Here is a 23,772-nt window from a genome sequence, read left to right on the forward strand (position 1 = left end):
CTTATCAACATTAAGTGTATAAGTTGTGGATAAACCGTTCTTAACAATGTGGATATGAATTTAATTTTGTGTAAAAAGTTTGTAAAAGAATTTTAAATAAGTTGTGGATAAGTGGGATAACTATGTGGATAGTTGATAATATCGTATTTTAGCTGTTTATAACTTTTGTTGAAATTTGTATAAAAAAATTAGCTAGAAAGTTAATTAATACTTTCTAGCTAATAGTGAAATGATGAGTTTTTAGATATTTTCTTGTAAATTTTCCCATTCCAACATAACCTGTTCTAACTTCTGTTCGGTTTCAAGTTTCTGATTCGCTAATGATGAGGCTTTATCAGGATTATTGAACACGTCAGGCTGAGTGAGTTGTTCATCAATGCGTGCTATTTCATTCTCAAATGTTTCAATTTTGGCTTCACAGTTCTCAATGAGGCGTTCTAATTTTCGTTGCTCACGACGTTGTTGCTTTTGAGAATCATAAGTATTTACATTTTCATTAGCTTCATTTTGATTTGAAGTATCCTCTTTACTTAAATCATTTCGTTCATTTTTAAAAGCTTCAAGTGCTGCTGCTTCTTCTGTTTTCTCGATGTAATATTGATAATCTCCCAAATACATTTGGCCACCGTCATTATTTAAGTCGAATACTTTATTTGCTAATTGATTAATAAAGTAACGATCGTGTGACACAAAAAGAATAGTTCCTTCAAAATCTTTTAGCGCTTGTTCTAACATCTCTTTAGAATCTATATCAAGATGGTTTGTTGGTTCATCAAGGATTAATACATTATCTCTTTGAAGCATAAGTAGTGCTAATTGCAAACGAGCTTTTTCTCCACCAGATAAATCATTGATGACTTTTTTTACATCATCTTGCACGAATAAGAAACGTCCGAGTATAGCACGAATATCTTTTTCATTCATTGTTGGATATTGATCCCAAACATAGTCGATAATTGTTTTATTAGATTTAAATTCAGCTTGCTTTTGATCATAATAACCAATTTGAAGATTTGCACCAAAGGTAATTTCACCTTCTAATTGCTTTTGACGTCGAGCGATGGTCTTGATCAGAGTAGTTTTACCTACGCCATTTGGGCCAATAAAAGCAATATGATCCCCCTTACTTACTTCAATATTAATAGGAGATGTTATAGGCGAATCATAACCAATTTTCAGATTACGAATATGCATAACGTCATTACCTGTATTACGATTAAAGCCAAATTGAATGTTAGCACTTCTTGCGTCCAACATAGGTTTGTCAATACGTTCCATTTTTTCTAGTGTTTTTCGACGGCTTTTTGCCATTCCACTAGTTGAAGCACGTGTTATATTTTTCTCTACAAATGTTTCTAATCGTTTAATTTCATCTTGCTGACGTTCATATTCTTGCATTTTGCTTTCGTAATATTTATCACGTTGCTCAATAAATTGTTCATAATTTCCGACGTAACGTTTAACATCGCCAAGTGCAACATCATAAATTTGAGTGACGATTTTATCTAGGAAGTATCTATCGTGACTAATAATAACAATGGCACCTTTGAAATATTTTAAATAATCCTCTAACCATTTCGTCGTTTCTAAATCTAAATGGTTTGTAGGTTCGTCTAGTAGTAATAAATCTGGCTCATTCAATAGCATTTGGGCTAAGGATAATCGCGTTTTTTGACCACCACTGAAATCGTTGATAGGTTTATCGAAATCATCTTCATTGAAATTTAAACCATGTAGAACAGTTTTGATTTTACTCTCATACTGATAACCATCAAGTTGTTCGAATTGATTAGTTAAAGATTCATAGCGTTCCATATGTTGTTGATATTCTTCTGAATCGTAATTAGATGCTTGATCAGCTAGCCAGTTCGTTTCTTCTCTAATTAGAAGTTCCATTTTTTTTAAATGTTCAAACGGTTTTGACATTTCTTCGAAGACTGAAGCGGATGAATTAAGTGTCATTTGCTGTGTTAAATAACCCATACGTAAATTTTTGATTTTTGATATATGACCGCTATCATAGTCTTCAACACCGGCAATGATTTTCATTAGAGTCGATTTACCGGCACCGTTTCTTCCTACGACACCAATTCGTTCGCCTGTTTTTACTTCGAAATTCACACGCGTAAAAATATCTTCGCCATCAAATGATTTCGAAATATCGTTTAATTGCAAGAGTATCATTCAGGTTTCACCTTTCTATTTATAAGTTTATTACTCGAAATTAGATTGTATATTACTCTATATTTTACCGTATAACTTAGTTTCTTGAAACTAAGTTATTTATTTTTAAAATATGTTAAGGTATAATATTCCAGTATTCATAATAGGACATAACGACATATTTAAATTTAAAACGTATAGCACTCAAAATAGTTTGGATACATAGATTATAAAATTCAAACATAAAGGGGGGCATTTTAAATGGCTCATAATAAATCTAAAATTCCACGGGCAACTTTGAAGCGATTACCTTTATATTACAGATTCGTTAACACACTCAAGTCTAAAGGCATTGATAGGGTTAATTCTAAGGCTATTAGTGAGGCACTTAATATTGAATCAGCAACCATCCGAAGAGATTTCTCTTACTTTGGAGAATTAGGCAAAAAAGGTTACGGTTACAATATAGATAGTCTATTAGAATTCTTTAAAACAGCACTAAGTGATAGTGATAATATATACATAGCTTTAGTAGGTGTTGGTAATTTAGGTCGAGCACTTTTGACATATAACTTTTCAATTCATGATGAAATGACAATAACTGAGGCTTTTGATATAGATGAACAGATTGTCGGAACAGAGATTGGTGATGTATCTGTGCATCATATGAACGATTTAAAAAAAGTACTCAATGCTCAAAAAATAAATGTTGTAATATTAACTACACCAGAAGAAGCGGCACAACAGGTTGCGAATCAATTAGTTGAAGCTAATATTCAAGGTATACTAAATTTCACACCAGCTAGAATAGAAGTACCTAATACCGTACAAGTGCATCATATTGACTTGGGCATAGAATTGCAATCATTGCTATTCTTTATGAAAAACTATTCTAATTAAATTTTTATATTTATATTCTTACATCCTTCTTTATAAGAGGGATGTTTTTTAATTTACGTTTAAAATTCATTAATTTCATTTAGTATTGAAAACATCATATTATTAAAAATCAAAAGCGTTTAATTTTAAGATGTTGCCAAATTTAGTACAATTGATTATAATACCTTAGTAAAATAATCGGGAAAGGATGAAATGATAGTGATATGGATGATTATTAGTGGTCTTATAGTAGGTATATTATTAGGGTTTGTGATGCAACGTACACGCTTCTGTTTAGCTGGTGGCTTCAGAGATATGTACGTTCAAAAAAATAATAAAATGTTTTATGCCTTATTAGTTGCTATTACAGTCCAAAGTATTGGACTACTTATTTTAACCGGATTAAGTGTTATATCTATCCCAGATAGTACATTTCCAATTATAGGTACAATTATTGGTGGTTTTATATTTGGAATCGGTATTGTATTAGCAGGAGGATGTGCTACAGGTACATGGTATCGAGCTGGTGAAGGTTTGATTGGCAGTTGGGTAGCGCTCGTACTATATGCTGTAACTGCCGCTATTACTAAAACTGGTATTTTACTTCCAGTAATGACATGGATTAATAAACCTACAAACATTAGTGCAAATATGTCTCAGACTACCGGTATTCCTATGTGGGTGTTTACGTTAGTATTAACAATTATAACTATCATTTTTGTAACTAAAACATTACGTAAACCAAAACCCAAATTTGCAGTTCCAAAGCTTAAACAAAAGTATAGTGGCTTGAGACACTATTTATTTGAAAAACGATACCATCCATTTGTGGCTGGGATTGCAGTAGGGTTAATTGCTTTGATAGCTTGGCCAATGAGTATTTCTACTGGAAGAGATTACGGCTTAGGCATTACTACACCTTCAGCAAACTTAATTACCTTTTTAATTACAGGTGATACTAAGCTAATTGATTGGGGAGTATTATTGATTTTAGGTATATTCTTAGGTTCTTATATTGCTGCTAAAGGATCACGTGAATTTAAATGGCGATTACCTGATAAGAAGACCATTCACAATAGTGCTATTGGTGGTATTTGTATGGGATTTGGTGCTTCAGTAGCTGGAGGATGTTCAATTGGAAATGGTTTAGTAGAAACTGCTATCATGTCTTGGAAAGGATGGATAGCACTTGGTTCTATGATTTTAGGTGTATGGTTTATGAGTTACTTTATATTTATTAGACCAATGAAAAAATTAGAAAAACAAACATCTAAGTCTCAAGCAACAACAGCGACAAAACAAGTACAAACAACTTAATTAATTTGGAGGTAATACAATGTTATATGAGTTAGGTACTGTAGGTATGGTTTGTCCATTCCCATTAATAGAAGCGCAAAAGAAAATGCAAACACTAGATAGTGGTGATGAACTTAAAATTGATTTTGATTGTACACAAGCAACAGAAGCTATTCCTAATTGGGCAGCCGAGCAAGGTTATCCAGTTACGAATTATGAACAATTAGACGATGCTTCATGGACAATTACAATTCAGAAAGCTTAAAACAAAATAGGCATGTAAAGCGTCTATGTTACATTATGTAACATATTGTGTCATTTTATCTTACGTATTTTTGCTATTTCAATTTAGTATCATTATGATATTTTTAAAGGAAGTGGTAATTATGAAGATGGATGACACAATTTTTTTATTTCTTTGCACTTTACTTGTATGGATTATGACACCAGGTCTTAGCTTGTTTTACGGTGGTCTAGTTCAATCAAAGAATGTTTTGAATACAGTAATGCAAAGTATGGCAGCAATGGTTATCGTGACTTTCACATGGGTTACATTAGGATTTTCATTAAGTTTTGGAACTGGGAATGCTTTGATAGGGAATTTTGATTTAATTGGGTTACAGCATGTTGGCTTTGCAATTAATGATCAATTAAGTCCGCATATTCCATTTGCATTATTTATGCTATTCCAAATGATGTTTTGTACAATTGCAGTTTCAATACTTTCAGGTTCAATCGCTGAACGTATGAAATTCTTTCCATTTATTATCTTTATCTTTTTATGGGTGATTTTAATATATAGTCCAGTTGCGCATTGGGTGTGGGGCGGAGGTTGGATTCAACAACTTGGTGCTCTTGATTATGCAGGTGGTACAGTTGTACATATCACATCTGGACTCTCAGGACTAATTTTGGCTATTATGATAGGTAATGGTAAAAAGATTGAAAAAATACAGCCACATAATCTTTTAATCACTTTAATTGGAGGTATTTTAGTATGGATAGGTTGGTATGGCTTTAACACAGGTAGTGCATATACTTTAAATGATGTCGCATTAACATCATTTGTAAATACGATTATTGCTGCAAGTGGTGGCGCTTTTAGCTGGTTAGTAGTTGAGTACTGTATTACTAAGAAATTAAGTTTACTTGGATTGTTATCAGGCGTGTTGGCAGGATTAGTCGCTATTACACCGGCATCAGGCTACGTTAGTTATTTCAGTGCTTTTATTATTTCATTTGCAGGTGGAATCGCTTGTTACCTTGTTATTAATGTAATTAAAGTGAAGTATAAATATAATGATACACTTGATGCATTTGGTATTCATGGAGCTGGAGGAATTGTTGGTGCCATTCTTACCGGTGTTTTTCAATCACACCATGTTAATAATGATGTATCAAATGGTTTAATCTATACAGGAGATGTACATTCAATCTTAATTCAAATACTAGCTGTTGTCGTGGTAATGTGTTATACCATTGTTTTAACATGGATTATAGGAAAAATTTTACAGAAAATAATGCCTATCGCTACTACTGAAGAAGAAGATAAAGCAGGTTTAGATCAACTTGTTCATGGTGAGAAAGCCTATTTTTATGGAGAACTAAACAAATTAAATAAGAGATATTGATAATATTATTAGACTAATACATATTAAAAAAGTTACTTTGAGAGATTATTTCTGTGATAAAATAATCTTTAAATGAAAACTAATTTAGGTGATTAATCTAATGAAAAATATATCAGATATCGCAAAATTAGCGGGAGTATCTAAAAGCACGGTCTCCCGCTTTTTAAATGGTGGCTCAGTAAGCCATCAAACTAAAGAAAAATTAAGTCGAATTATTGAAGAACATGATTATCAGCCGAATCAGTTTGCTCAAAGTTTAAGAGCCAAGCATACGAATCTTATTGGTGCTATCATTCCAAGGATGAATTCACATGCGGTTGATGAAACTGTGAAAGGAATTGTATCTGTATGCCATCAACATCAATATCAATTATTACTTAACTATACTGGTTTAGATATACGTGCTGAAATAGAGGCCTTGGAGACATTTTCAAGAAGTAAAGTGGATGGCATCATATTAATGGCTACTACTTTGACTGATGAACACTTGGAAGTAATTGAAAAATTAAATGTACCGGTAATTCTGGTTGGGCAATCCTATCCCAATTTACATAGTATAATTCATGATGATTATCAAGCTGGTTTTATAGTAGGGGAACAGATAGGGTGTAAAAAGCATAAAAACGTTGTATTCTTTGGTGTAGGTGAGGAGGACGTTGCTGTAGGCGTCAAACGTAAACAAGGTATTATTGATGGTTTAAAAAAATACGATGTTCATCCTGAAATTTATTTAACTTCTTTTAAATATGAAGAGGCAAAAAATGATGTTTCTAAGAAGTTAAAAAATTCTAGTGGTATCGATGCGTTAATTGGAGCAACAGATCCTATTGCATTAGCAATTCATAAATTTTATTCTCAACAAAACAATGCTACTGGAAATTATCAAATTTTTGGATTTGGGGGAGACCCAATGACCCAACTTGTTACACCCGCTATTACGACAGTTAAATTCAATTATTTTAAAGCTGGCACATATGCTATGAACCAATTGAAAGAATTGATTTTTTCTAAAAATGCAGTATCTAAAACTGTCATTCCTGTTGAAATAGAGAATTTTTAAAAATATTTAAAACTATGGAACCGATACCATAATCAATGATAAAATTATATTAAATTTAGATTTAAATTATTTTGGAGGAATAATATGGCTGAATGGTCAAGAGAAGAACGTTATCGTCGTATTGAAGACGTTGATAAAAAGTACTTAGAAAATCTCAAGCAACAAGTTAAAGCGTCAAGATTTCGTCAAATATTTCATATTCAACCTGAAACTGGTTTGCTAAATGATCCTAATGGATTAATTTATCATAACGGCAAATATTATGTTTCACATCAATGGTTCCCATTAGGAGCAGTGCATGGATTGAAATATTGGTTTAATTATACTAGTGATGATTTAGTGGCATTTGAACCACAAGATACCTTAATTAAACCCGATACATATTATGATAGCCATGGTGTTTACAGTGGTAGTGCTTTTGATCATAATGGAGATTTATATTACATGTATACAGGCAATCATCGTGATGAACAATGGAATCGATATGCTAGTCAGATGATTGCTAAAGTTCAAAGTAATGGAGAGATTACTAAATTTGATGAACCCGTAATTCCTTCACAACCTGAAGGGTATACAAGTCATTTTAGAGATCCTAAAGTTTTTGAATTAAATAATGAATATTATGCGATTATAGGTGCTCAAACAAACGAGGAACTTGGTTGCTGCTTAATTTATAAAACGAATGATAAGCAACTAAATCAATGGTCATATTGTGGAGAAATTGATACTAAATTAAAAAACTTTGGTTATATGTGGGAATGTCCCGATTATTTTAAATTAGATTCTAAGGATATCTTACTGTTCAGCCCTCAAGGAATAGAACCACAAGGGGATCAGTTTAGAAATATATATCAATCAGGATATTTAATTGGGGATTTAAATTTTGATTCATTATCCTTTGATCATAGTGAATTTGTAGAACTGGATAATGGTTTTGATTTTTACGCACCCCAAACTTTCTTAGATGAAAATGGCAATCGAGTTTTAATAGGTTGGATGGGCTTGCCAGAAATAAATTATCCTACTGATGAAGAAGGATGGGCACATTGTTTAACGATACCTAGAGTACTAACAATTGAGAATAATCAATTACGACAACGCCCGTTTAAAGGTCTTGAACGATTACGTAAAAATAAAGAAACGGCATTAGGTTATGCAAATAAATTTAACCGAAAATTACATCCATATGAAGGCAAACAATATGAACTAATTATTGATATTATTGAAAATGACGCTTCAAAAATTTATTTTGAATTACGGACCTCAAAACAAAATAACACCAAAATTATCTACAATACAAGGGAACAAAAAATTACATTAGATCGCTCAGAAAGTGGATTATTGCCTGAAAATGTTCAAGATTTAACGAGAAGTACGATATTGGATTCTCCTCTCACACGTTTGCAAATATTTGTTGATACATCTAGTATTGAAATATTCTGTAATGATGGGGAACGTGTTTTAACATCAAGAATATTTCCAAATGAAAATGCTACAGGTATAGAAACTTCAACAGAGACTGGACAAGTATATTTAAAATTCACTAAATATGAACTTAAGGATGAGTAAAAAATGAGAAAGTTATATGGGATAGGTGAAGCATTAATAGATTTTATTCCAAATGTTAAGAACTCTGAACTTAAAGATGTTGAACAGTTTAGTAGGCAGGTTGGAGGTGCACCAGCTAATGTTGTGAGTGTAGCTCGAAAAATGGGTGCCTCCACTGAAATGGTCACTCAATTAGGTAATGATGCATTTGGAGATATTATCGTAGAAACTTTAAAAGATATTGGTGTAGGTACTCAATTTATAAAGCGAACAGATGAAGCTAATACTGCACTAGCATTTGTGAGTTTAAAAGAAGATGGACAAAGAGATTTTTCATTTTATCGTAAACCCTCAGCTGATATGCTTTATAAAGCTGAATATCTAAATGAAATTACAATCAAGCCAAACGATGTATTACATTTCTGTTCTGTTGATTTAGTTGAAAGTAATATGAAAGAAGCTCACAAATCTATGGTAAATAAATTTAAGTCAGCAAATGCAACCATTGTTTTTGATCCTAATGTTCGTTTACCTCTTTGGCAAAACGCTGAAGCATGTAAAGAAGCAATTCATGAATTTTTACCGAAAGCTAATGTGATTAAAATTTCAGATGAAGAGCTAGAATTTATAACTGGTGAAGCGGATGAAGATAAAGCTATTCAATCATTATTTGAGGGTTCTGTAGAAGCAGTTATTTATACTCAAGGTGCTGCAGGTGCAAGTATCATTTTAAAAGATGGGACTAAGATACATCATGAAGGATTTAAAGTAAAAGCAATTGATACAACTGGCGCAGGGGATGCCTTTATAGGAGCTGCAATAAGTAGAATGCTATTGAGTGACGAATTAAATATTACTAAGTTGCTAAAAGAAGAAGGACAGGACATTCTCAGATTTAGCAACATGGTGGCCGCAAAGGTTACAACTAAATACGGTGCAATAGAGAGTATTCCTACAATTGAAGATGTTACAACTGAATTAAATAAATGATAAAAATTGCCAGTAAATGATTTTAGTAGATCATTTACTGGCTTTTTTATACGTGATATTCTCAATTATTTTTACTTCTGTGATGAAATTTATATTTAAAAAGTTTGATAGACATAACTATATTTTTTTAACATTACGAACCGAAGCAAAACAGTGCTCACCGTTTTTAAAATTGACAATACGTTCTTTTGAATCTATGGATTCAATATTATGTCTGTTAACAACGAAGCTGTTGTGACATCTAAAGAACCGCTCATCAAGTTGTGCAAATTCTTTTAAATTGCCATAGAACTCAATTTGACGATTATCTAAATGTGCGATTAATCGATGTGATTTTGTAGATGATTCGAAAAACATTACGTCATCATATTGAACATAAATTGAATTACTTCCTCGTTTCAATTCAATCGTTTCAACAGTACTTTCTTTAGATAATAATTTTAAGCGAGTGTGTGCAGTTTCTAAGCAATCAATAATTCTGGACTGTAATTGGCTTGGATCATCTTTAAAGATAAAATCCATTGCTGACACTTTGTAAACAAAGGTTAGGTACGTTAACTCACTATGACTTGTAACGAATATGATATTTCCAATAGGGTCATACTTACGAATTTCACTACCTAATTTAATACCGTTGATATCAGCCTCTAATTGAATATCTAGAAAGTAACATCCGACATCATTCATTTCTTTAGATTTTTCAATGACTTCATAAGGATCGTCTGTTGCAAGCGCAATCTCCATAGGTTTTTCTTCAATCATAATGTAATTATTAATAAATGAAACCATATTTTCGCGTTGTTTTACATCATCTTCACAAATGAATATTTTCATGATTACACATCCTTATGACTAATTGTTAATGATTTCTACTTTTTGTATAAAGTAGCCATTCTCTATTGTGGTATCTAGCAATACATTTTCAGTAGAATCAGTAATTTCCTTCAGAGTACTTAATCCTAGACCTCTATTTTCTCCTTTTGTTGAAAAGCGTTCTTGAAATAGTTCGTGAATACGTGGCATATCTTCTTTACATTTATTCATAACAATAAACATGACAGAAGAGTCTGTATTAATAAAAGCGATACGTATTAATGCATCTTCAAGCGTTTCAGATGCTTCTATTGCGTTATCAGTAATAATTCCAATGATACGACTAAGATCAATCGTGTTCATTTCTATATGTTCTACTAACTCTGGTACTTCTATGCTAATTGGAATGTTTTTTTCTTGAGCTTGTAAAATTTTAGTGGTAACTAAGCCTTTAATCGCACGTACTTTTAAATTCTCAGTTCCATTAATTTTAATAGACTTCATTTGAAGATTATCTTTCATAGGTACGATATTTTCATTAAAATATTGTCTTAATCCAGGCATATCATCTTCACGAATATATTCAGACATTGTAGTTAAGATGTTCACGTAATCATGTCTAAACTTACGCATTTCATTGTTAATTGACTCAATTTGTAACGTATATTCGTAGTATGTTTCAATCTCTTCCATGTTACGTTTATAACGTAGTTCTTTAATCATATAGTTAGATATGAAAATAATTAGAACAGTAAAGAAAAGAATAATTCCAATGAAAATTAAACCGTACATTTTTAAGGATGAAATATCTAACTTCGGTGTTTGTGAGTAAGCGTATAATATTATAAAAGATAAAATCAAGACAAGCGAAATAATTGTAAGATACGTTTTGTTGATAGATAAATATGATTGTTTTAATTTATTTAATAAAAAGCGGAAAAAAACACCAAACAGAATTGAAAAGCTGCTAAATATTGTTATGTATACAATAAATATTAAAAATTTAGTGTTTAAGTAATTTTCAAAGAGCACAAATGTAATAACTGTTACAAAATTACTAAAAAACATTATGATAGCACAACTTAGTACAGTCAAAATAGAATAAAATTGAACTTTTGAATATAAAAAAATGGCACATCCTACTAATAAAACAATCAATGCAAAGCTATCAAAAAAATAATATAGAATAGAAGAAGGGATTATTATTCCTGCAATTAGTAAATAATCCCTTAATGAGTATTTTAAATTTAAAATTATATTTGAAACTATAAATAGTAGTATTCCTTGGAAAACTGCTAATGGCACATTTGATAAAAAATCCATACTCATACACACTTTCTACACTTTTTTATCATTATTTAGCGTTTGTTAGTTCCTCAGGTACTTCTGGTTCATCAAAATAAGTAGTACAAGGAGTGAATGAAGCTATTGTACCAATTGATTGTAAAAGAAATGTAAATAATTTGATGATTAAATCTAATAATACTGTCATAGTTAATAATCCTCCCTAGGAAAAAAGATTGGTAATAATGTAATGCTCTCAAGTGTAATTCCTAATAAAATTAATTGCTTAAACGGTTCTGGTGCTAAAAATGAAATTATTAATAAAACCATTGTTATGATGACTGATAATAGCTTCTTTTTCATTTTTAAGTGACTAGGAATTGGTTGTTTCTTAGTTGCTGAAGGAGCATAGTAAATAATTAAAACAGTCCCAATTGCAACTACAGAATACATAATACCCAGATTCACTTGAAAATATACTAGCAACCAGGGTAATGCTACAAATAAAGCTAAATTTTGAACATGACATAGCAATGATGATTTTGCATGTGCCCCGTGTGCATAACGTCTAACTAAAAAATAACTAACATGTGTAAATAAAGTGTATAGAAATGTATGGAAGATAAGTGCAACACCATATGTCACTATTGTTTTTGATAGATTGCTTACAACAACTTGTAATCCTAATCTTACTTTCAAAAATTGAATATGATCAAGATTATTTTTGCGTTGCAAATATAATGCGAATTGCTCAATCTTATTATCAATTGCTTTCAATGGTGTGCCACTCTCCTTATATCAATTATACAATTTAGTGCAATTGGTCTGGGTACTTATGCTTAACTGTTCAAAATAAATACTTAACTGTTATATTGAAATTACAAGTAATATTTTAACATATAAAATATTACAGTTATGTATAAAAAAATGCGATTTAAGAAATAATTGATTATTTATTCATAGGTTGTGTTTAAATAGACTCATATCACTTACAAGTGATAAAAACTTAATAATCTTAGTCTTTAAATTTAATAGTTATTGTTTGGTAATTGAGTTAAATAATTTTGTTTGTAGTTGCGAAATTATTGACACCTTTACTATATTGTTGTAAGTGTTATTAATGGTTATGAAACCATTGCAATAGTAGTAATGTCCCATTGATCATTATTACTAAAGTGACTTCTTGTTTATATGAAGTTTCTTACTTTGTTTTCTTCGTGTAGTTAAACGAGTTCATTAATAAGCCATCCCAACTTATTAATGAACTAAGTAAAGTTACTGAAGTTTAAACTCAGTGGAAAGTGTTTAACTTAGCTATTGTAAGATATAGAAGTTAAATATTTTCAGGATGTAAGCTATCGTAAAATTTTCATAATTAATAACATCCCCAAAAGATTGAAATAACTGTAAAAACATTCCCTTAATATGAAAGTCGCGAGTTCCTCCCAAGCTCGTGACTTTTTTTGTAAAAAAACTGTATCCATATAATAGGATACAGATTAGTAACTATTTATATAGATTTGGTTTTAAATTTTTGAATACAGGAATATTCTCACGTTGAACATCAACTTCATTTAAATCAATATTAAATGCGATTGTGTCCTCATCCTGGCCTAATTCAACTAATATATCACCATTTGGATTGATAATCATTGAATGACCAGCGTAATCAGTATTACCGTCATTTCCAGTTCCGTTACAAGCAACAACAAACATGTCATTTTCAATTGCACGTGCTTGAAGTAAGACTCTCCAGTGATTCAATCTAGGTGTTGGCCATTGAGCTACAAAAAAAGCTATCTGTGCACCATTACGCGCGGGATATCTTAATAACTCTGGAAATCTTAAATCATAACAAATAATTTGTGTAGCTTGAGTACCTGAAGATAGAGGAAATGGTTCTGGTACTGTTTTGCCATCTTCTAAATATGTCGGCTCATCTAGCATTGGGACTAAGTGAACTTTATCGTACTTATTTATTCTATGTCCGTTTTTAGAAACGGTAAATGCAGTATTATAAACTTTGCCATTTCTAATATTTGATACAGATCCAGCTACAATATCGACGTTATATTGTTTAGCTAAGGATTGGATGAAGGGAAAGCTTCTGCTAAGTTCTCTATCTGCTTTCTCACTTAATTCATCCAATGCATATCCGTTATTCCACATTTCAGGAAGAACAACAACCTCCGTATCTTCCTCCAAATTATTTTCGAACCAATTTTTTATTTTATTTTCATTTTTTTCTACATTGCCATATGATACATAAAATTGAAATAATTGTATTTTCATTTAAAAATCTCCTCATCCCATGATTATCTCTAATTTACTAAAATAGAATAAGAAAATCAAAATTTGAAAGTGATGATTAAAATGCTTTATTTTTGAAAATAAATATAAAAAGGACTCAATTTCAACAGAGAAATGAATTCTAGAGAGAAACTGAGTCTTGAATTGTTGATCTAATCGATATCAATGAATGTAGATTATTTTTTAACTATTAATCTATTATTAGTTGGTTGTATTTCTTTTTCACCAGCTTTTTCACGGATGTCACCAAATGGCATTTGAGCAACAAGTTTCCATGAAGCAGGGATGTCAAATTCTTGTGTAGTGATTTGATCTACTAAAGGGTTGTAATGTTGTAATGAAGCGCCAATTCCTTTTGAACTTAGTGCAGTCCAAACTGCAAATTGATGCATTGCGTTTGTTTGAATTGACCAATTAGCAAAGTTATCAGCATAATTTGGCATTTGTTCTTGTAAACCTTTAATCACATCTTCGTCTTCGAAATAAAGAATTGTGCCATACGCATGTTTAAATCCGTCGATACGTTGTTCAGTTGGAGTGAAATCACGGTCAGGTCCCAACACATCTTTTAATACTGTTTTAGTGTTGTCCCAAAATTTGTGATGTTGATCATTTAATAACAATACGATTCTAGTAGATTGAGAATTAAAAGCAGAAGGAGTGTATTTAATAATATGCTCTATCATATCTTCTAGTTCTTTATCACTGATTGAAATTGTTGTTTCAGTGCTATAGATAGTACGTCTATCTTCGATTTCTTGTAAAAATGGTTTTGTTTTTGATTTGCTAAATAACCCCATGTTAAATCTCCTTTGTTTGTATAAGTTATATCTCTAGTATAAATATTATACTTAAATATGTAAAATGTTTTTAACAAAAATGTCAAAAATATTAATATTTTTTATCATTAACCTTATTTCAATGCATTATATGTAAATATTCTTTATACTGTAAGTGTTATAAAACGAGGAGGTGGAAGATTGATGAAAAAGAAAATAGCTCATACAGGTCTCATTTTAGCTTTAGGCACATCTATGCTAGGAAATGAGAGCATCGTAAAAGCTGCAGAAAATAATCAACAAGCTATGAATGAAGTTAATAGTAGTAAGGTTAGTTCAGACACGGATACCCAAGAACGTCAAAATAGTAGTAATAACATCAATGAAAATCATCAATCTCATACCCAAAATTCAACTAAATTAGAAAAAAATAATAATAATCAAAATAGCGGTGAAAGCGATACATCATCAAATAACGAGAATGATGCTAATCAAAATAGTAATAATACTGTGGATCAAAGTAACGCATCTGATAATAGTAACTCAGGCAGTAATACTGATTTAAATAATGGTGATGACACAAATAATTCTGGAGACAATGAAACAATCAATCCGGATGACGGAGAAAAACCAGGAGACAATGAAACAATCAATCCGGATGACGGAGAAAAACCAGGAGATAATGATTCATCAAGCAATCCAGATGATGGAGAAAAACCAGGAGATAATGATTCATCAAGCAATCCAGATGATGGAGAGCAACCAGGAGATGATGATTCATCAAGCAATCCAGATGACGGAAAGCAACCAGGAGATAATGATTCAGGCAACCCGGATGACGGAGAACAACCAGGAGACAATGACTCATCAGGCAACCCTGATGACGGAGAAAAACCAGGAGATAATGATTCAGGTAAACCAGACAATGGAAACAATCCAGGGAATAATGACTCAGGCGAGCAAGATGATGGAGGAAATAAACCAGGAGACAGTGGCAATCATCAGCAACCACCTAAACATGATGAGGATTCTGGTTCAAATCAAGGTGATAATCATTCAAATTCTGGATCAAATAATGGTTCGCAAAATAATTCCAATAGCAATTCAAATAATAATAGTAACTATCCTGGCAATCATTCAGAACACTCAAGTACCAATGATACAGTAAAACCTAATAAACCCGTTTTTAATAATAATAATGGTTCAACAAGCGGAAACCAATCAACTGGTTCTAACCGTCATAACAACACTGTATCTGATTCAATGATTCATCAAATTTTCCCACATAAGAATAATGGCAACTCGACATCTCATTCTAACAGAAATCAAAATCAATCAATTATGAGTGGGTCTAATACTAACCAATGGCACTATGGCGATAACTTACAACAAAATCATCGACAAAGTCATATTGAAACTTATTCAAATAATGACAATATGCAAAGTGAAGTTCCGGTTTATAGCAAGTCAATGCTATTAAATAGATTAAATAGTTTAGCAACTGGTTCATATAAATACAATCCATATATTATAAATCAGGTAAACCGGTTGGGGAATAATAATGAGTATATCTCGAATCAAGATTTTTACAGGCTTTTCCGAAAACAATCATTTAATAATGAATACTTAGATTATTTACAAAAAGGTTCTAACTATTTCAGATTTGAATATTTTAACCCTTTGAATTCGAAAAAGTATTATAAAAATTTAGATGAGCAAGTATTGGCACTTATAACTGGGGAAATTGGATCTATGCCTGAATTGAAAAAGCCAAGTGATAGAGATAAAAAAGAGGATGCAGATATACAGAGCCATGATGATGATAAAATTATAGATACCAATGAAAAAAGTAAAGAAGCGGAAAATAAAGACAAATATAAAAACATAAATATTGCTTTAATTACATCTATAATTATGATTTTCGTAGGTGTTACAGGTAGGTTTATTTATAGGAAAATTAAAAACTAAAATAGAAAACGCATCTATTATTGTCATTTAAAATGATGAGGTTAATAGATGCGTTCATTTATTAAAATAGAAAATGAATTATAAAATTACTTTGTTCTTGTAAATGTTTAACTGTGTCACCAAAGAAAAATTGGACTGCCACTACAAAACCATTTTGTAACATATGAATGATAATTGGAACCGCAATACGTCTAGTTAAAACATAAGCAAGAGAGAATAACATACCCATACCAAAATATATGAAGAAAAATTTAACATCGTTATGTGCTATCGCAAATAAAATTGAACTTACTATTGAAGCGATTAAGAACGCAACAATTCGATTTCCTTTAATTTTATTATAGATTTCACCAAATATAACTTTTCTAAATATGTATTCCTCTAGAATTGGGCCAACTATTGAGATTAATAATATGAAAACTGGAAGCTGTTTTGCAATTGCCATAATTCTCTCAGTATTTGGACTTTGCTGTGGTTGTCCAACTAACCACATAGTGATTAGACTAGCTACCATTTGATAAATCATCACGACAACAAATCCTAATAAAGCCCAAGGTAAAATGTAGCGTTTAGGTTCTTTATAACCTCGCTCCAGTGTTGTTGGATTTTTGATAATACTATTTAACCAAATTATTAATAATGCTGCTATTACAAATAAAATAACTTGAGTGTATACGCCCGCTTTAGCTAGTTCCATCCCTTTTAAATCTTTAAAGAAAGGTAATTGCTGTGCAAGTAAGGGTAAAAACTGTGCTAATCCATAAATAATAATGGTAAGAAATGCTACCCAAATTCTCCTCATACTATTCCTCCAAAAAAATTAATCAACATTAGTTAGTTTATCGCAAAATTGTGAGTTATACAAAATATAGATAACCCTTTCGCTTGAAAAATTGACCAAATTTGATTAATATAAAATATAGATTAGCACTCATTATGTTTAAGTGCTAAAAAGGAACCTGTTAAGGAGGAACGATCATGCTTAAACCATTAGGAAATCGTGTGATTATTGAACGCAAAGAACAAGAACAAACAACTAAAAGTGGCATTGTACTTACTGACAGTGCAAAAGAAAAGTCTAACGAAGGTATAGTAGTAGCTGTTGGAACTGGACGAGTTTTAGACAATGGTGAAAAGGTTGCTCCAGAGGTTAAAGAAGGAGATAGAGTTGTATTCCAAGAATACGCTGGCTCAGAAGTTAAACGTGGAGATGAAACATACTTAATTTTAAATGTTGAAGATTTACTTGCTATAATTGAAGACTAAAATTTATAAATAATAATTAATAAGTAATAATAAACTATTTTAAACAATGGAGGTATAATCAATGGCTAAAGACCTTAAATTTTCTGAAGATGCAAGACAAGCTATGTTACGTGGTGTCGATAAATTAGCTAATGCCGTTAAAGTTACAATCGGACCTAAAGGACGTAACGTTGTATTAGATAAAGAATATGTAGCACCATTAATTACAAATGATGGTGTCACAATTGCTAAAGAGATTGAATTAGAAGATCCTTATGAAAATATGGGAGCTAAATTAGTTCAAGAAGTTGCTAATAAAACAAACGAAATTGCTGGTGATGGTACAACAACTGCAACTGTATTAGCACAAGCAATGATTCAAGAAGGATTAAAGAACGTAACAAGTGGTGCTAACCCAGTAGGATTACGTGAGGGTATTGATAAAGCAGTAAGAGTAGCTGTTCAAGCTCTACACGATATTTCTCAAAAAGTTGAAAATAAAAATGAAATCGCACAAGTAGGTGCAATTTCTGCAGCAGATGAAGAAATTGGTAAATACATTTCTGAAGCAATGGATAAAGTTGGTAATGATGGTGTTATTACCATTGAAGAATCAAACGGACTAGATACCGAATTAGAAGTTGTTGAAGGTATGCAATTTGATAGAGGGTATCAATCACCATACATGGTTACAGATTCAGATAAAATGATAGCTGAGTTAGAAAGACCATATATTTTAGTAACAGATAAAAAAATCTCTTCATTCCAAGATATCTTACCTTTATTAGAACAAGTTGTTCAATCTAGTCGTCCAATCTTAATTGTAGCAGACGAAGTTGAAGGAGACGCTTTAACAAATATCGTATTAAACCGTATGCGTGGAACATTTACTGCAGTTGCAGTAAAAGCACCTGGATTTGGTGATAGACGTAAAGCAATGTTAGAAGACTTAGCTATTTTAACTGGAGCTACAGTTATTACAGATGATTTAGGTTTAGAATTAAAAGATGCTTCAATCGATATGTTAGGTAGTGCTAATAAAGTTGAAGTAACAAAAGATAATACTACAGTTGTCGATGGTGATGGAGATGACAATAGTATTGATGCTCGTGTGAGTCAAATTAAAGCACAAATTGAAGAAACTGATTCTGACTTTGACAGAGAGAAATTACAAGAACGTTTAGCTAAATTAGCTGGTGGCGTTGCAGTCATTAAAGTAGGTGCTGCATCTGAAACTGAATTGAAAGAACGTAAATTACGTATTGAAGATGCCTTAAACTCTACACGTGCTGCAGTTGAAGAAGGTATTGTTGCTGGCGGTGGTACTGCATTAGTAAATATTTATAATAAAGTAGATGAAATCGAGGCTGAAGGTGATGTTGCAACAGGTGTTAACATCGTACTTAAAGCTTTATCTGCACCTGTACGTCAAATCGCTGAAAATGCTGGGCTAGAAGGTTCAGTTATTGTTGAAAGATTAAAACATGCAGATGCAGGTGTTGGATTTAACGCTGCGACAAATGAATGGGTAAACATGCTTGAAGAAGGTATTGTAGACCCAACTAAAGTTACACGTTCAGCTTTACAACATGCGGCAAGTGTTGCTGCGATGTTCTTAACTACAGAAGCAGTAGTTGCAACTATCCCTGAACCAGATAATAATGATAATCAAGGTATGGGTGGCATGCCAGGTATGATGTAAAAAGACCGTTGAACACTGTTGTAGTAGCTTTTGAAATCTTCAATGGTCATAATTTGGGCATATAAATTTTAAAATAAATCTTTTGAGACGTTTTCCATGAGTTTACTAAACTTTTGGGAAGCGTCTTTTTTGTATGAGTTCGTAATCTTAGCGTAGATGTTCATAGTGGTATTTATATCTTTATGGCGCAAGCGTTCTTGTATTTCCTTAATATGCACATCAGCCTCTATAAGTAACGCACAATGAGTATGACGAAATGAATGAGTGCTTATTTGTTTATTAGTTATGTCAGTCTTTTTAAGTATAGCTTTTATCCATAATTGTAGTTTTTTAATTACAAGAGGGTAGCCGTTAACATCAGTAAAAACGAAATTATTATCTACATACAATTCGTTTTTCCATGTGTCCTGAACATCCACTTTATAGTTTTTAAGTAATTTAATCACATGAGGATCAACTGGAATTTTTCCGATTGAGCTTTCAGTTTTTGGTGTAAGTATTTGATATTGCTTTTTATTGTTATTTGGATTGTAATAAGTCTTTGTAATATTGATTGTGTTATTCTCAAAGTCTATATCAGACCACTTCAATGCCAATAATTCACCTGCACGCATGCCTGTATATGCTAATGTACAAAATACTTCAAAGCTATTTTGTGGTGAATGGTGATTTTTGGCAATTTCCAGGAATTGAAATAATTCATCTTTTTCAAGAAACTTTTTATGTATCTCAGTATCTTCTAATTCTTCCACACTAACTTTCTTTTTAGGTCGTTTAATACCCTCGCTAGGCATTATTCTTATTAATTTCATATCGTATGCGTACTTAAATATCATATTCGTAGAGGCTATAATGCTATCAATATAATTCTTGCTATACTGTGCGCTTATATCATTTACAAAGCGTTGATAATCATGTTTATTGATAGTTTGTATTGGTTTATTGTTAAAGCGTTCTATGGCGTGGTGTATGGCTTTCTCGCGTGCTCTGACACTACTTACTTTTACCTCGTTAGCATATTGTTTAAGCCAATCGTTAGCAACCTGTTTAAATGTAGATGTGGACGGTGCGATATAATCACCGGTTCTTAATTGACGTTCTACCATTTCAGCGTGGTGTTTAGCGTCTGATTTGCGTTTAAAACCTGAGTTTGAAATATATTTATATTTGCCCGTTTTTGCGTCTTTTCCTAGTGATATACGATAGCGCCATGTATTTCCGCGTTTTTCATAACTTGCCATGTGATCACCTACTTAATACGGAATTTTTTTAAGGTTTCAAATTCACTATCTGGAAATAATTTCAAAGCGATATAATCATTTAATTGAAATTGAATAGTCGTGTAACCACCTATAAGTTCGAAAGATTGTTTATTTATAACCAAGTCTTTTAATTGTGATTTAACTTTTGTGATTAGTTTGTTGATGAACTCTGTTCGGAAAGAAATGCTCATATTGGAAAGAAACGTATAAAATTCATTTTCAGTGTAATGATCTGATCCTTGTAATACTAGAGGAATGTAATAATCGAACTCTCCTTTTTTTAAAGGTATAACATTCGAATCTCCACTATAAACAAACATGTCTAAGTTGAAATATTTTTCGTAATGTTGTTTTTTTATTTTGATTTCAAATCCATCTATCTCACCTTCGCTAAAATTACTTTTTTTAGTTTCAACTATATATGGAGAATAATCGAAAAATTCGCACGGAGTGACGCCTAAAAAATTACACAATTTATCAACAGTATCAAACTGAACTCCTTTACCAGTATTTTCAGCTATTGCCATTAAAGTAGTTTTTGATATTCCGGTTTCTTCATATAAATCAGAAATTTTCAGACCTCGTTCAGCCATCAATACAGACAATCTACTTTGAATCATATTTTTTACCTCCTTTATTTTCACAATAATGTTACTATAAGTCGCTAAAAAAATACAGAGTTCACTAATATATTTTTGAGAATTGACATTTGTTTTTATCGAGTATACAATGTAATTAATAACAGACTACAAAAAAATATTACAAATATCTGTTATAAAGGAGTGAGATGATATGGAAAATAAATTCAGAGTGATACTTGCTATAAAAAAACTTTCAATAGCTGATGTATTTGAAGGTACTGGAATAGCAAAAACAACATTATACGGTTTGTATCATGAAAAGACTAAAAATCCTGATACTTCAACAATTTTGAAAGTTTGTAATTTTCTTAAAATTACACCTAATGAATTTTTTGGAATTGATAATAATGAAAAGGAGGCTTAACCAATGTTCAACATCAATATTGATGAAGAAGAAGCACGTGCTTTATTAGAGCAAGCTATTAATCAACGTGTAGATGAATTGGCAAGAGAAAAATTCTTCATGACCTACAAAGAATTATCTGAATACCTAAATTTAAGTAAACCAACAATTGAGGAGTTACTTATTAATAACGGGCTTAAGTATTACATGGTAGGCAGCACATACCGATTTAAGAAATCTGATGTAGATGAATTTATGGAGAAAATCACATCTCACATGGATATACACAATAATGATTTAAAACAGATTAATGTTAAGAAATTGCTTAGCACAATTTAGGAGGTTAAAGAAATGAAACAACAAGTAGTAATTACAAAGAGCGTCATTGGTTGGTTCAATGTAAAAGATGTTGAAGGAAATTTACTTTTAAACATTGCACCTGATGCATTTAAGAAACATTTTCCTGAAGTTAGTCCTAACATCTCAATTGCATGTATTCAGTTAGATATTAATAGAATCGTCGAACTTAAAGATAAGAAAGTGAGTGTATAGGATATGGAACAAGAACAAAAATTAAACAAACAAATTAAATTCGGAAAGGAAAATAAGAAAATGAAAAACTTAACTAATCAAGATTTTAAAGATATTAAAGGCAAATTGAACTATGAGCATATGGTGAATGGTAAAAAGCATACTAGTAAAATGATTAAGCTACTACAAAAACGCCATACTAAAAATGTATCAGTTATTAAAAGTGAATATCCATATTTAAGTGATAATGAAATTTCAGAAATTCTTGCAGATTATCGAGAATACGAAGATTTAATGTCAGCGGTTGGAACTTTTACTGACTTTCCTCTTATTTACGAAGATTCTAATATTAGCAAATTCCTAACTAAAGACGATATTGCAGAATTAAAAATAGCTATTGAAGAAATGGCGATTTTTGTTGAAAGTTTGGAGGACTAATAAATGATGAAAGAAATTTTAAAAGCATATGACGATGTAGCAGTAACAGCTATGAAAGTGTCTCAATTAAGAGGTGAGGCAGATAGAATTTCAGAGTTAACAGGTTACTTAGCTGAAAAAGCCAAAGCATACAGAGAAGAAGGTGACTTTTTAGGTGCTGAAGCTATCGAACTAATTGTATTAGATGATCTAGGGAGTGATTTTGATAGTGTATATGGTCAGTTTCAAGAAGAAATGAAAACTTGGGAACAAAAATATAAACGATTTGAAAATGTATGTACTTTTTACGGAATATCTGTACCTTCATTAAAAAATGAGAAAGTAATAAAATTCTACAAATAGGAGTGAAAACAATGGCTGCTAAATTAGATGTGAATAAACTAAATATTATGCATGCTATCAACTGGATTATTAAAAATGAAGAAGAAATTATATTTGAAAGTCAAAGTCAGTTAAGTTTCTTCAGTCGTGAAGATTTGGAGAAAATAGACTACTGTAAGTGTACTTTAGAAAGTTTAATTGAAGCTAAAGAAATCTATAATAAACAAAAAATTAGTTAAGTGATGGAGGAATAACTCATGGTTAAAGATTTAAAACAAATTAAAGCAAGTATTGAAACAGCTGATATTTCTAATAAGATCCAAGCAGTTATTGACTATGTATGTGCTGAACAAGAAGGACTTGAAGAATTAAGAGATTATTATAGAGAAAATAATCAAGTAGTAGGAGAAAAAAGGACTAATGACAATATGAAATCAAATTTCATTATTGTATCAACATTATTATCGGTCATTCGTGATTACGAAAGTGAATTGAATGATATTGATATAGTTATAGAAAAAGCGTCATCTGATATGAATAGTTTGGCGACTAAATCAGATAACGCATA

27 protein-coding genes are annotated in these 23,772 nt (G+C 31.4%); 17 read left to right on the forward strand and 10 right to left on the reverse strand.

The features are described 5' to 3' along the window. Positions 1-240 precede the first annotated feature (240 nt). Positions 241-2,184: an ABC-F family ATP-binding cassette domain-containing protein gene (locus HMPREF2737_RS08225; protein ID WP_037551266.1), complete on the reverse strand. Its 1,944-nt coding sequence runs from the start codon at positions 2,182-2,184 to the stop codon at positions 241-243. A 240-nt stretch (positions 2,185-2,424) separates the two neighbouring features. Between HMPREF2737_RS08225 and HMPREF2737_RS08230 the strand changes: the two genes are divergently transcribed. From HMPREF2737_RS08230 to HMPREF2737_RS08260, 7 genes are all read left to right on the forward strand, one after another. Beyond that, positions 2,425-3,063 (forward strand): redox-sensing transcriptional repressor Rex, encoded by a 639-nt coding sequence (locus HMPREF2737_RS08230; protein ID WP_037551263.1) that lies wholly within the window; start codon positions 2,425-2,427, stop codon positions 3,061-3,063. A 198-nt stretch (positions 3,064-3,261) separates the two neighbouring features. After that, positions 3,262-4,359, forward strand: a complete 1,098-nt coding sequence (locus tag HMPREF2737_RS08235) for a YeeE/YedE family protein (protein WP_037551261.1) — start codon at positions 3,262-3,264, stop codon at positions 4,357-4,359. 19 nt (positions 4,360-4,378) lie between these two features. Continuing rightward, positions 4,379-4,603 (forward strand): sulfurtransferase TusA family protein, encoded by a 225-nt coding sequence (locus tag HMPREF2737_RS08240; protein ID WP_037538043.1) that lies wholly within the window; start codon positions 4,379-4,381, stop codon positions 4,601-4,603. 121 nt (positions 4,604-4,724) lie between these two features. Further along, on the forward strand, positions 4,725-5,969 hold the full coding sequence (locus tag HMPREF2737_RS08245; protein WP_037551259.1) for an ammonium transporter: 1,245 nt from the start codon (positions 4,725-4,727) through the stop codon (positions 5,967-5,969). 100 nt (positions 5,970-6,069) lie between these two features. Beyond that, complete coding sequence (locus tag HMPREF2737_RS08250) at positions 6,070-7,029, forward strand: LacI family DNA-binding transcriptional regulator (protein WP_037551257.1); 960 nt, start codon at positions 6,070-6,072, stop codon at positions 7,027-7,029. Between the two features lie 84 nt (positions 7,030-7,113). Beyond that, complete coding sequence (locus HMPREF2737_RS08255; RefSeq protein WP_037551256.1) at positions 7,114-8,598, forward strand: sucrose-6-phosphate hydrolase; 1,485 nt, start codon at positions 7,114-7,116, stop codon at positions 8,596-8,598. A gap of 3 nt (positions 8,599-8,601) precedes the next feature. Further along, positions 8,602-9,567 carry a carbohydrate kinase family protein gene (locus tag HMPREF2737_RS08260; protein ID WP_037551255.1) on the forward strand — a complete coding sequence of 322 codons (966 nt, stop codon included), beginning with the start codon at positions 8,602-8,604 and terminating at the stop codon, positions 9,565-9,567. A 117-nt stretch (positions 9,568-9,684) separates the two neighbouring features. Here the strand turns inward: HMPREF2737_RS08260 and agrA are convergent, their stop codons facing one another. The 6 genes from agrA to HMPREF2737_RS08290 all read right to left on the reverse strand — a co-directional run bounded on the left by agrA (position 9,685) and on the right by HMPREF2737_RS08290 (position 14,774). Continuing rightward, positions 9,685-10,401, reverse strand: a complete 717-nt coding sequence (agrA, locus tag HMPREF2737_RS08265) for a quorum-sensing response regulator AgrA (protein WP_037551254.1) — start codon at positions 10,399-10,401, stop codon at positions 9,685-9,687. Positions 10,402-10,419: 18 nt separating this feature from the next. Continuing rightward, positions 10,420-11,703 (reverse strand): quorum-sensing sensor histidine kinase AgrC, encoded by a 1,284-nt coding sequence (gene agrC / locus HMPREF2737_RS08270; RefSeq protein WP_037551252.1) that lies wholly within the window; start codon positions 11,701-11,703, stop codon positions 10,420-10,422. A gap of 31 nt (positions 11,704-11,734) precedes the next feature. Then, positions 11,735-11,872, reverse strand: coding sequence for a cyclic lactone autoinducer peptide AgrD (agrD, locus tag HMPREF2737_RS08275; RefSeq protein ID WP_037551251.1), 138 nt, complete (start codon positions 11,870-11,872; stop codon positions 11,735-11,737). A gap of 2 nt (positions 11,873-11,874) precedes the next feature. Next, positions 11,875-12,441 (reverse strand): accessory gene regulator AgrB, encoded by a 567-nt coding sequence (locus HMPREF2737_RS08280; protein WP_037551249.1) that lies wholly within the window; start codon positions 12,439-12,441, stop codon positions 11,875-11,877. 729 nt (positions 12,442-13,170) lie between these two features. Then, complete coding sequence (locus tag HMPREF2737_RS08285) at positions 13,171-13,956, reverse strand: carbon-nitrogen family hydrolase (protein ID WP_037551247.1); 786 nt, start codon at positions 13,954-13,956, stop codon at positions 13,171-13,173. A gap of 194 nt (positions 13,957-14,150) precedes the next feature. Continuing rightward, complete coding sequence (locus tag HMPREF2737_RS08290; protein WP_037551245.1) at positions 14,151-14,774, reverse strand: nitroreductase family protein; 624 nt, start codon at positions 14,772-14,774, stop codon at positions 14,151-14,153. Positions 14,775-14,957: 183 nt separating this feature from the next. Here HMPREF2737_RS08290 and HMPREF2737_RS08295 point away from each other — a divergent pair, with 183 nt between their 5' ends. Beyond that, positions 14,958-16,721 (forward strand): SdrH family protein, encoded by a 1,764-nt coding sequence (locus HMPREF2737_RS08295; protein ID WP_070650053.1) that lies wholly within the window; start codon positions 14,958-14,960, stop codon positions 16,719-16,721. A 61-nt stretch (positions 16,722-16,782) separates the two neighbouring features. Here HMPREF2737_RS08295 and mroQ read toward each other — a convergent pair whose 3' ends face one another. Next, positions 16,783-17,523: an intramembrane glutamic endopeptidase MroQ gene (gene mroQ / locus HMPREF2737_RS08300; RefSeq protein WP_037551241.1), complete on the reverse strand. Its 741-nt coding sequence runs from the start codon at positions 17,521-17,523 to the stop codon at positions 16,783-16,785. A gap of 176 nt (positions 17,524-17,699) precedes the next feature. Here mroQ and groES point away from each other — a divergent pair, with 176 nt between their 5' ends. Both groES and groL read left to right on the forward strand, forming a co-directional pair. Then, positions 17,700-17,987, forward strand: a complete 288-nt coding sequence (gene groES / locus HMPREF2737_RS08305; RefSeq protein ID WP_016931053.1) for a co-chaperone GroES — start codon at positions 17,700-17,702, stop codon at positions 17,985-17,987. 61 nt (positions 17,988-18,048) lie between these two features. Next, positions 18,049-19,668 carry a chaperonin GroEL gene (gene groL, locus HMPREF2737_RS08310; protein ID WP_037551239.1) on the forward strand — a complete coding sequence of 540 codons (1,620 nt, stop codon included), beginning with the start codon at positions 18,049-18,051 and terminating at the stop codon, positions 19,666-19,668. Positions 19,669-19,736: 68 nt separating this feature from the next. Here groL and HMPREF2737_RS08315 read toward each other — a convergent pair whose 3' ends face one another. Both HMPREF2737_RS08315 and HMPREF2737_RS08320 read right to left on the reverse strand, forming a co-directional pair. Further along, positions 19,737-20,909 carry a tyrosine-type recombinase/integrase gene (locus tag HMPREF2737_RS08315; protein ID WP_070650054.1) on the reverse strand — a complete coding sequence of 391 codons (1,173 nt, stop codon included), beginning with the start codon at positions 20,907-20,909 and terminating at the stop codon, positions 19,737-19,739. 8 nt (positions 20,910-20,917) lie between these two features. Next, complete coding sequence (locus HMPREF2737_RS08320; RefSeq protein ID WP_053020700.1) at positions 20,918-21,550, reverse strand: helix-turn-helix domain-containing protein; 633 nt, start codon at positions 21,548-21,550, stop codon at positions 20,918-20,920. Positions 21,551-21,722: 172 nt separating this feature from the next. On the opposite strand from HMPREF2737_RS08320, the gene HMPREF2737_RS08325 reads away from it, so the two are divergent. The 7 genes from HMPREF2737_RS08325 to HMPREF2737_RS08355 form a co-directional block, all read left to right on the forward strand. Beyond that, the gene (locus HMPREF2737_RS08325) at positions 21,723-21,935 is read left to right on the forward strand and encodes a helix-turn-helix domain-containing protein (RefSeq protein WP_053020701.1); all 213 of its coding nucleotides are present in this window, start codon (positions 21,723-21,725) and stop codon (positions 21,933-21,935) included. 3 nt (positions 21,936-21,938) lie between these two features. Continuing rightward, positions 21,939-22,253 (forward strand): helix-turn-helix domain-containing protein, encoded by a 315-nt coding sequence (locus HMPREF2737_RS08330; RefSeq protein ID WP_016931049.1) that lies wholly within the window; start codon positions 21,939-21,941, stop codon positions 22,251-22,253. A 12-nt stretch (positions 22,254-22,265) separates the two neighbouring features. Continuing rightward, positions 22,266-22,466: a hypothetical protein gene (locus HMPREF2737_RS08335; protein WP_053020702.1), complete on the forward strand. Its 201-nt coding sequence runs from the start codon at positions 22,266-22,268 to the stop codon at positions 22,464-22,466. Positions 22,467-22,469: 3 nt separating this feature from the next. Then, on the forward strand, positions 22,470-22,883 hold the full coding sequence (locus HMPREF2737_RS08340; RefSeq protein ID WP_053020703.1) for a hypothetical protein: 414 nt from the start codon (positions 22,470-22,472) through the stop codon (positions 22,881-22,883). A gap of 3 nt (positions 22,884-22,886) precedes the next feature. Further along, entirely contained in the window at positions 22,887-23,225 is a 339-nt protein-coding gene (locus tag HMPREF2737_RS08345; RefSeq protein WP_070650055.1) for a hypothetical protein, read from the forward strand. An 11-nt stretch (positions 23,226-23,236) separates the two neighbouring features. Continuing rightward, positions 23,237-23,443, forward strand: coding sequence for a hypothetical protein (locus HMPREF2737_RS08350; RefSeq protein WP_046309608.1), 207 nt, complete (start codon positions 23,237-23,239; stop codon positions 23,441-23,443). An 18-nt stretch (positions 23,444-23,461) separates the two neighbouring features. Continuing rightward, positions 23,462-23,772, forward strand: a 311-nt coding sequence (locus HMPREF2737_RS08355; RefSeq protein ID WP_053020705.1) for a hypothetical protein, incomplete at its 3' end; no start/stop codon positions are given.

Origin of the sequence: Staphylococcus sp. HMSC069D12, from assembly GCF_001810405.1 — a bacterium.
In the GTDB taxonomy this organism is placed as follows: Bacteria; Bacillota; Bacilli; order Staphylococcales; family Staphylococcaceae; genus Staphylococcus; species Staphylococcus haemolyticus.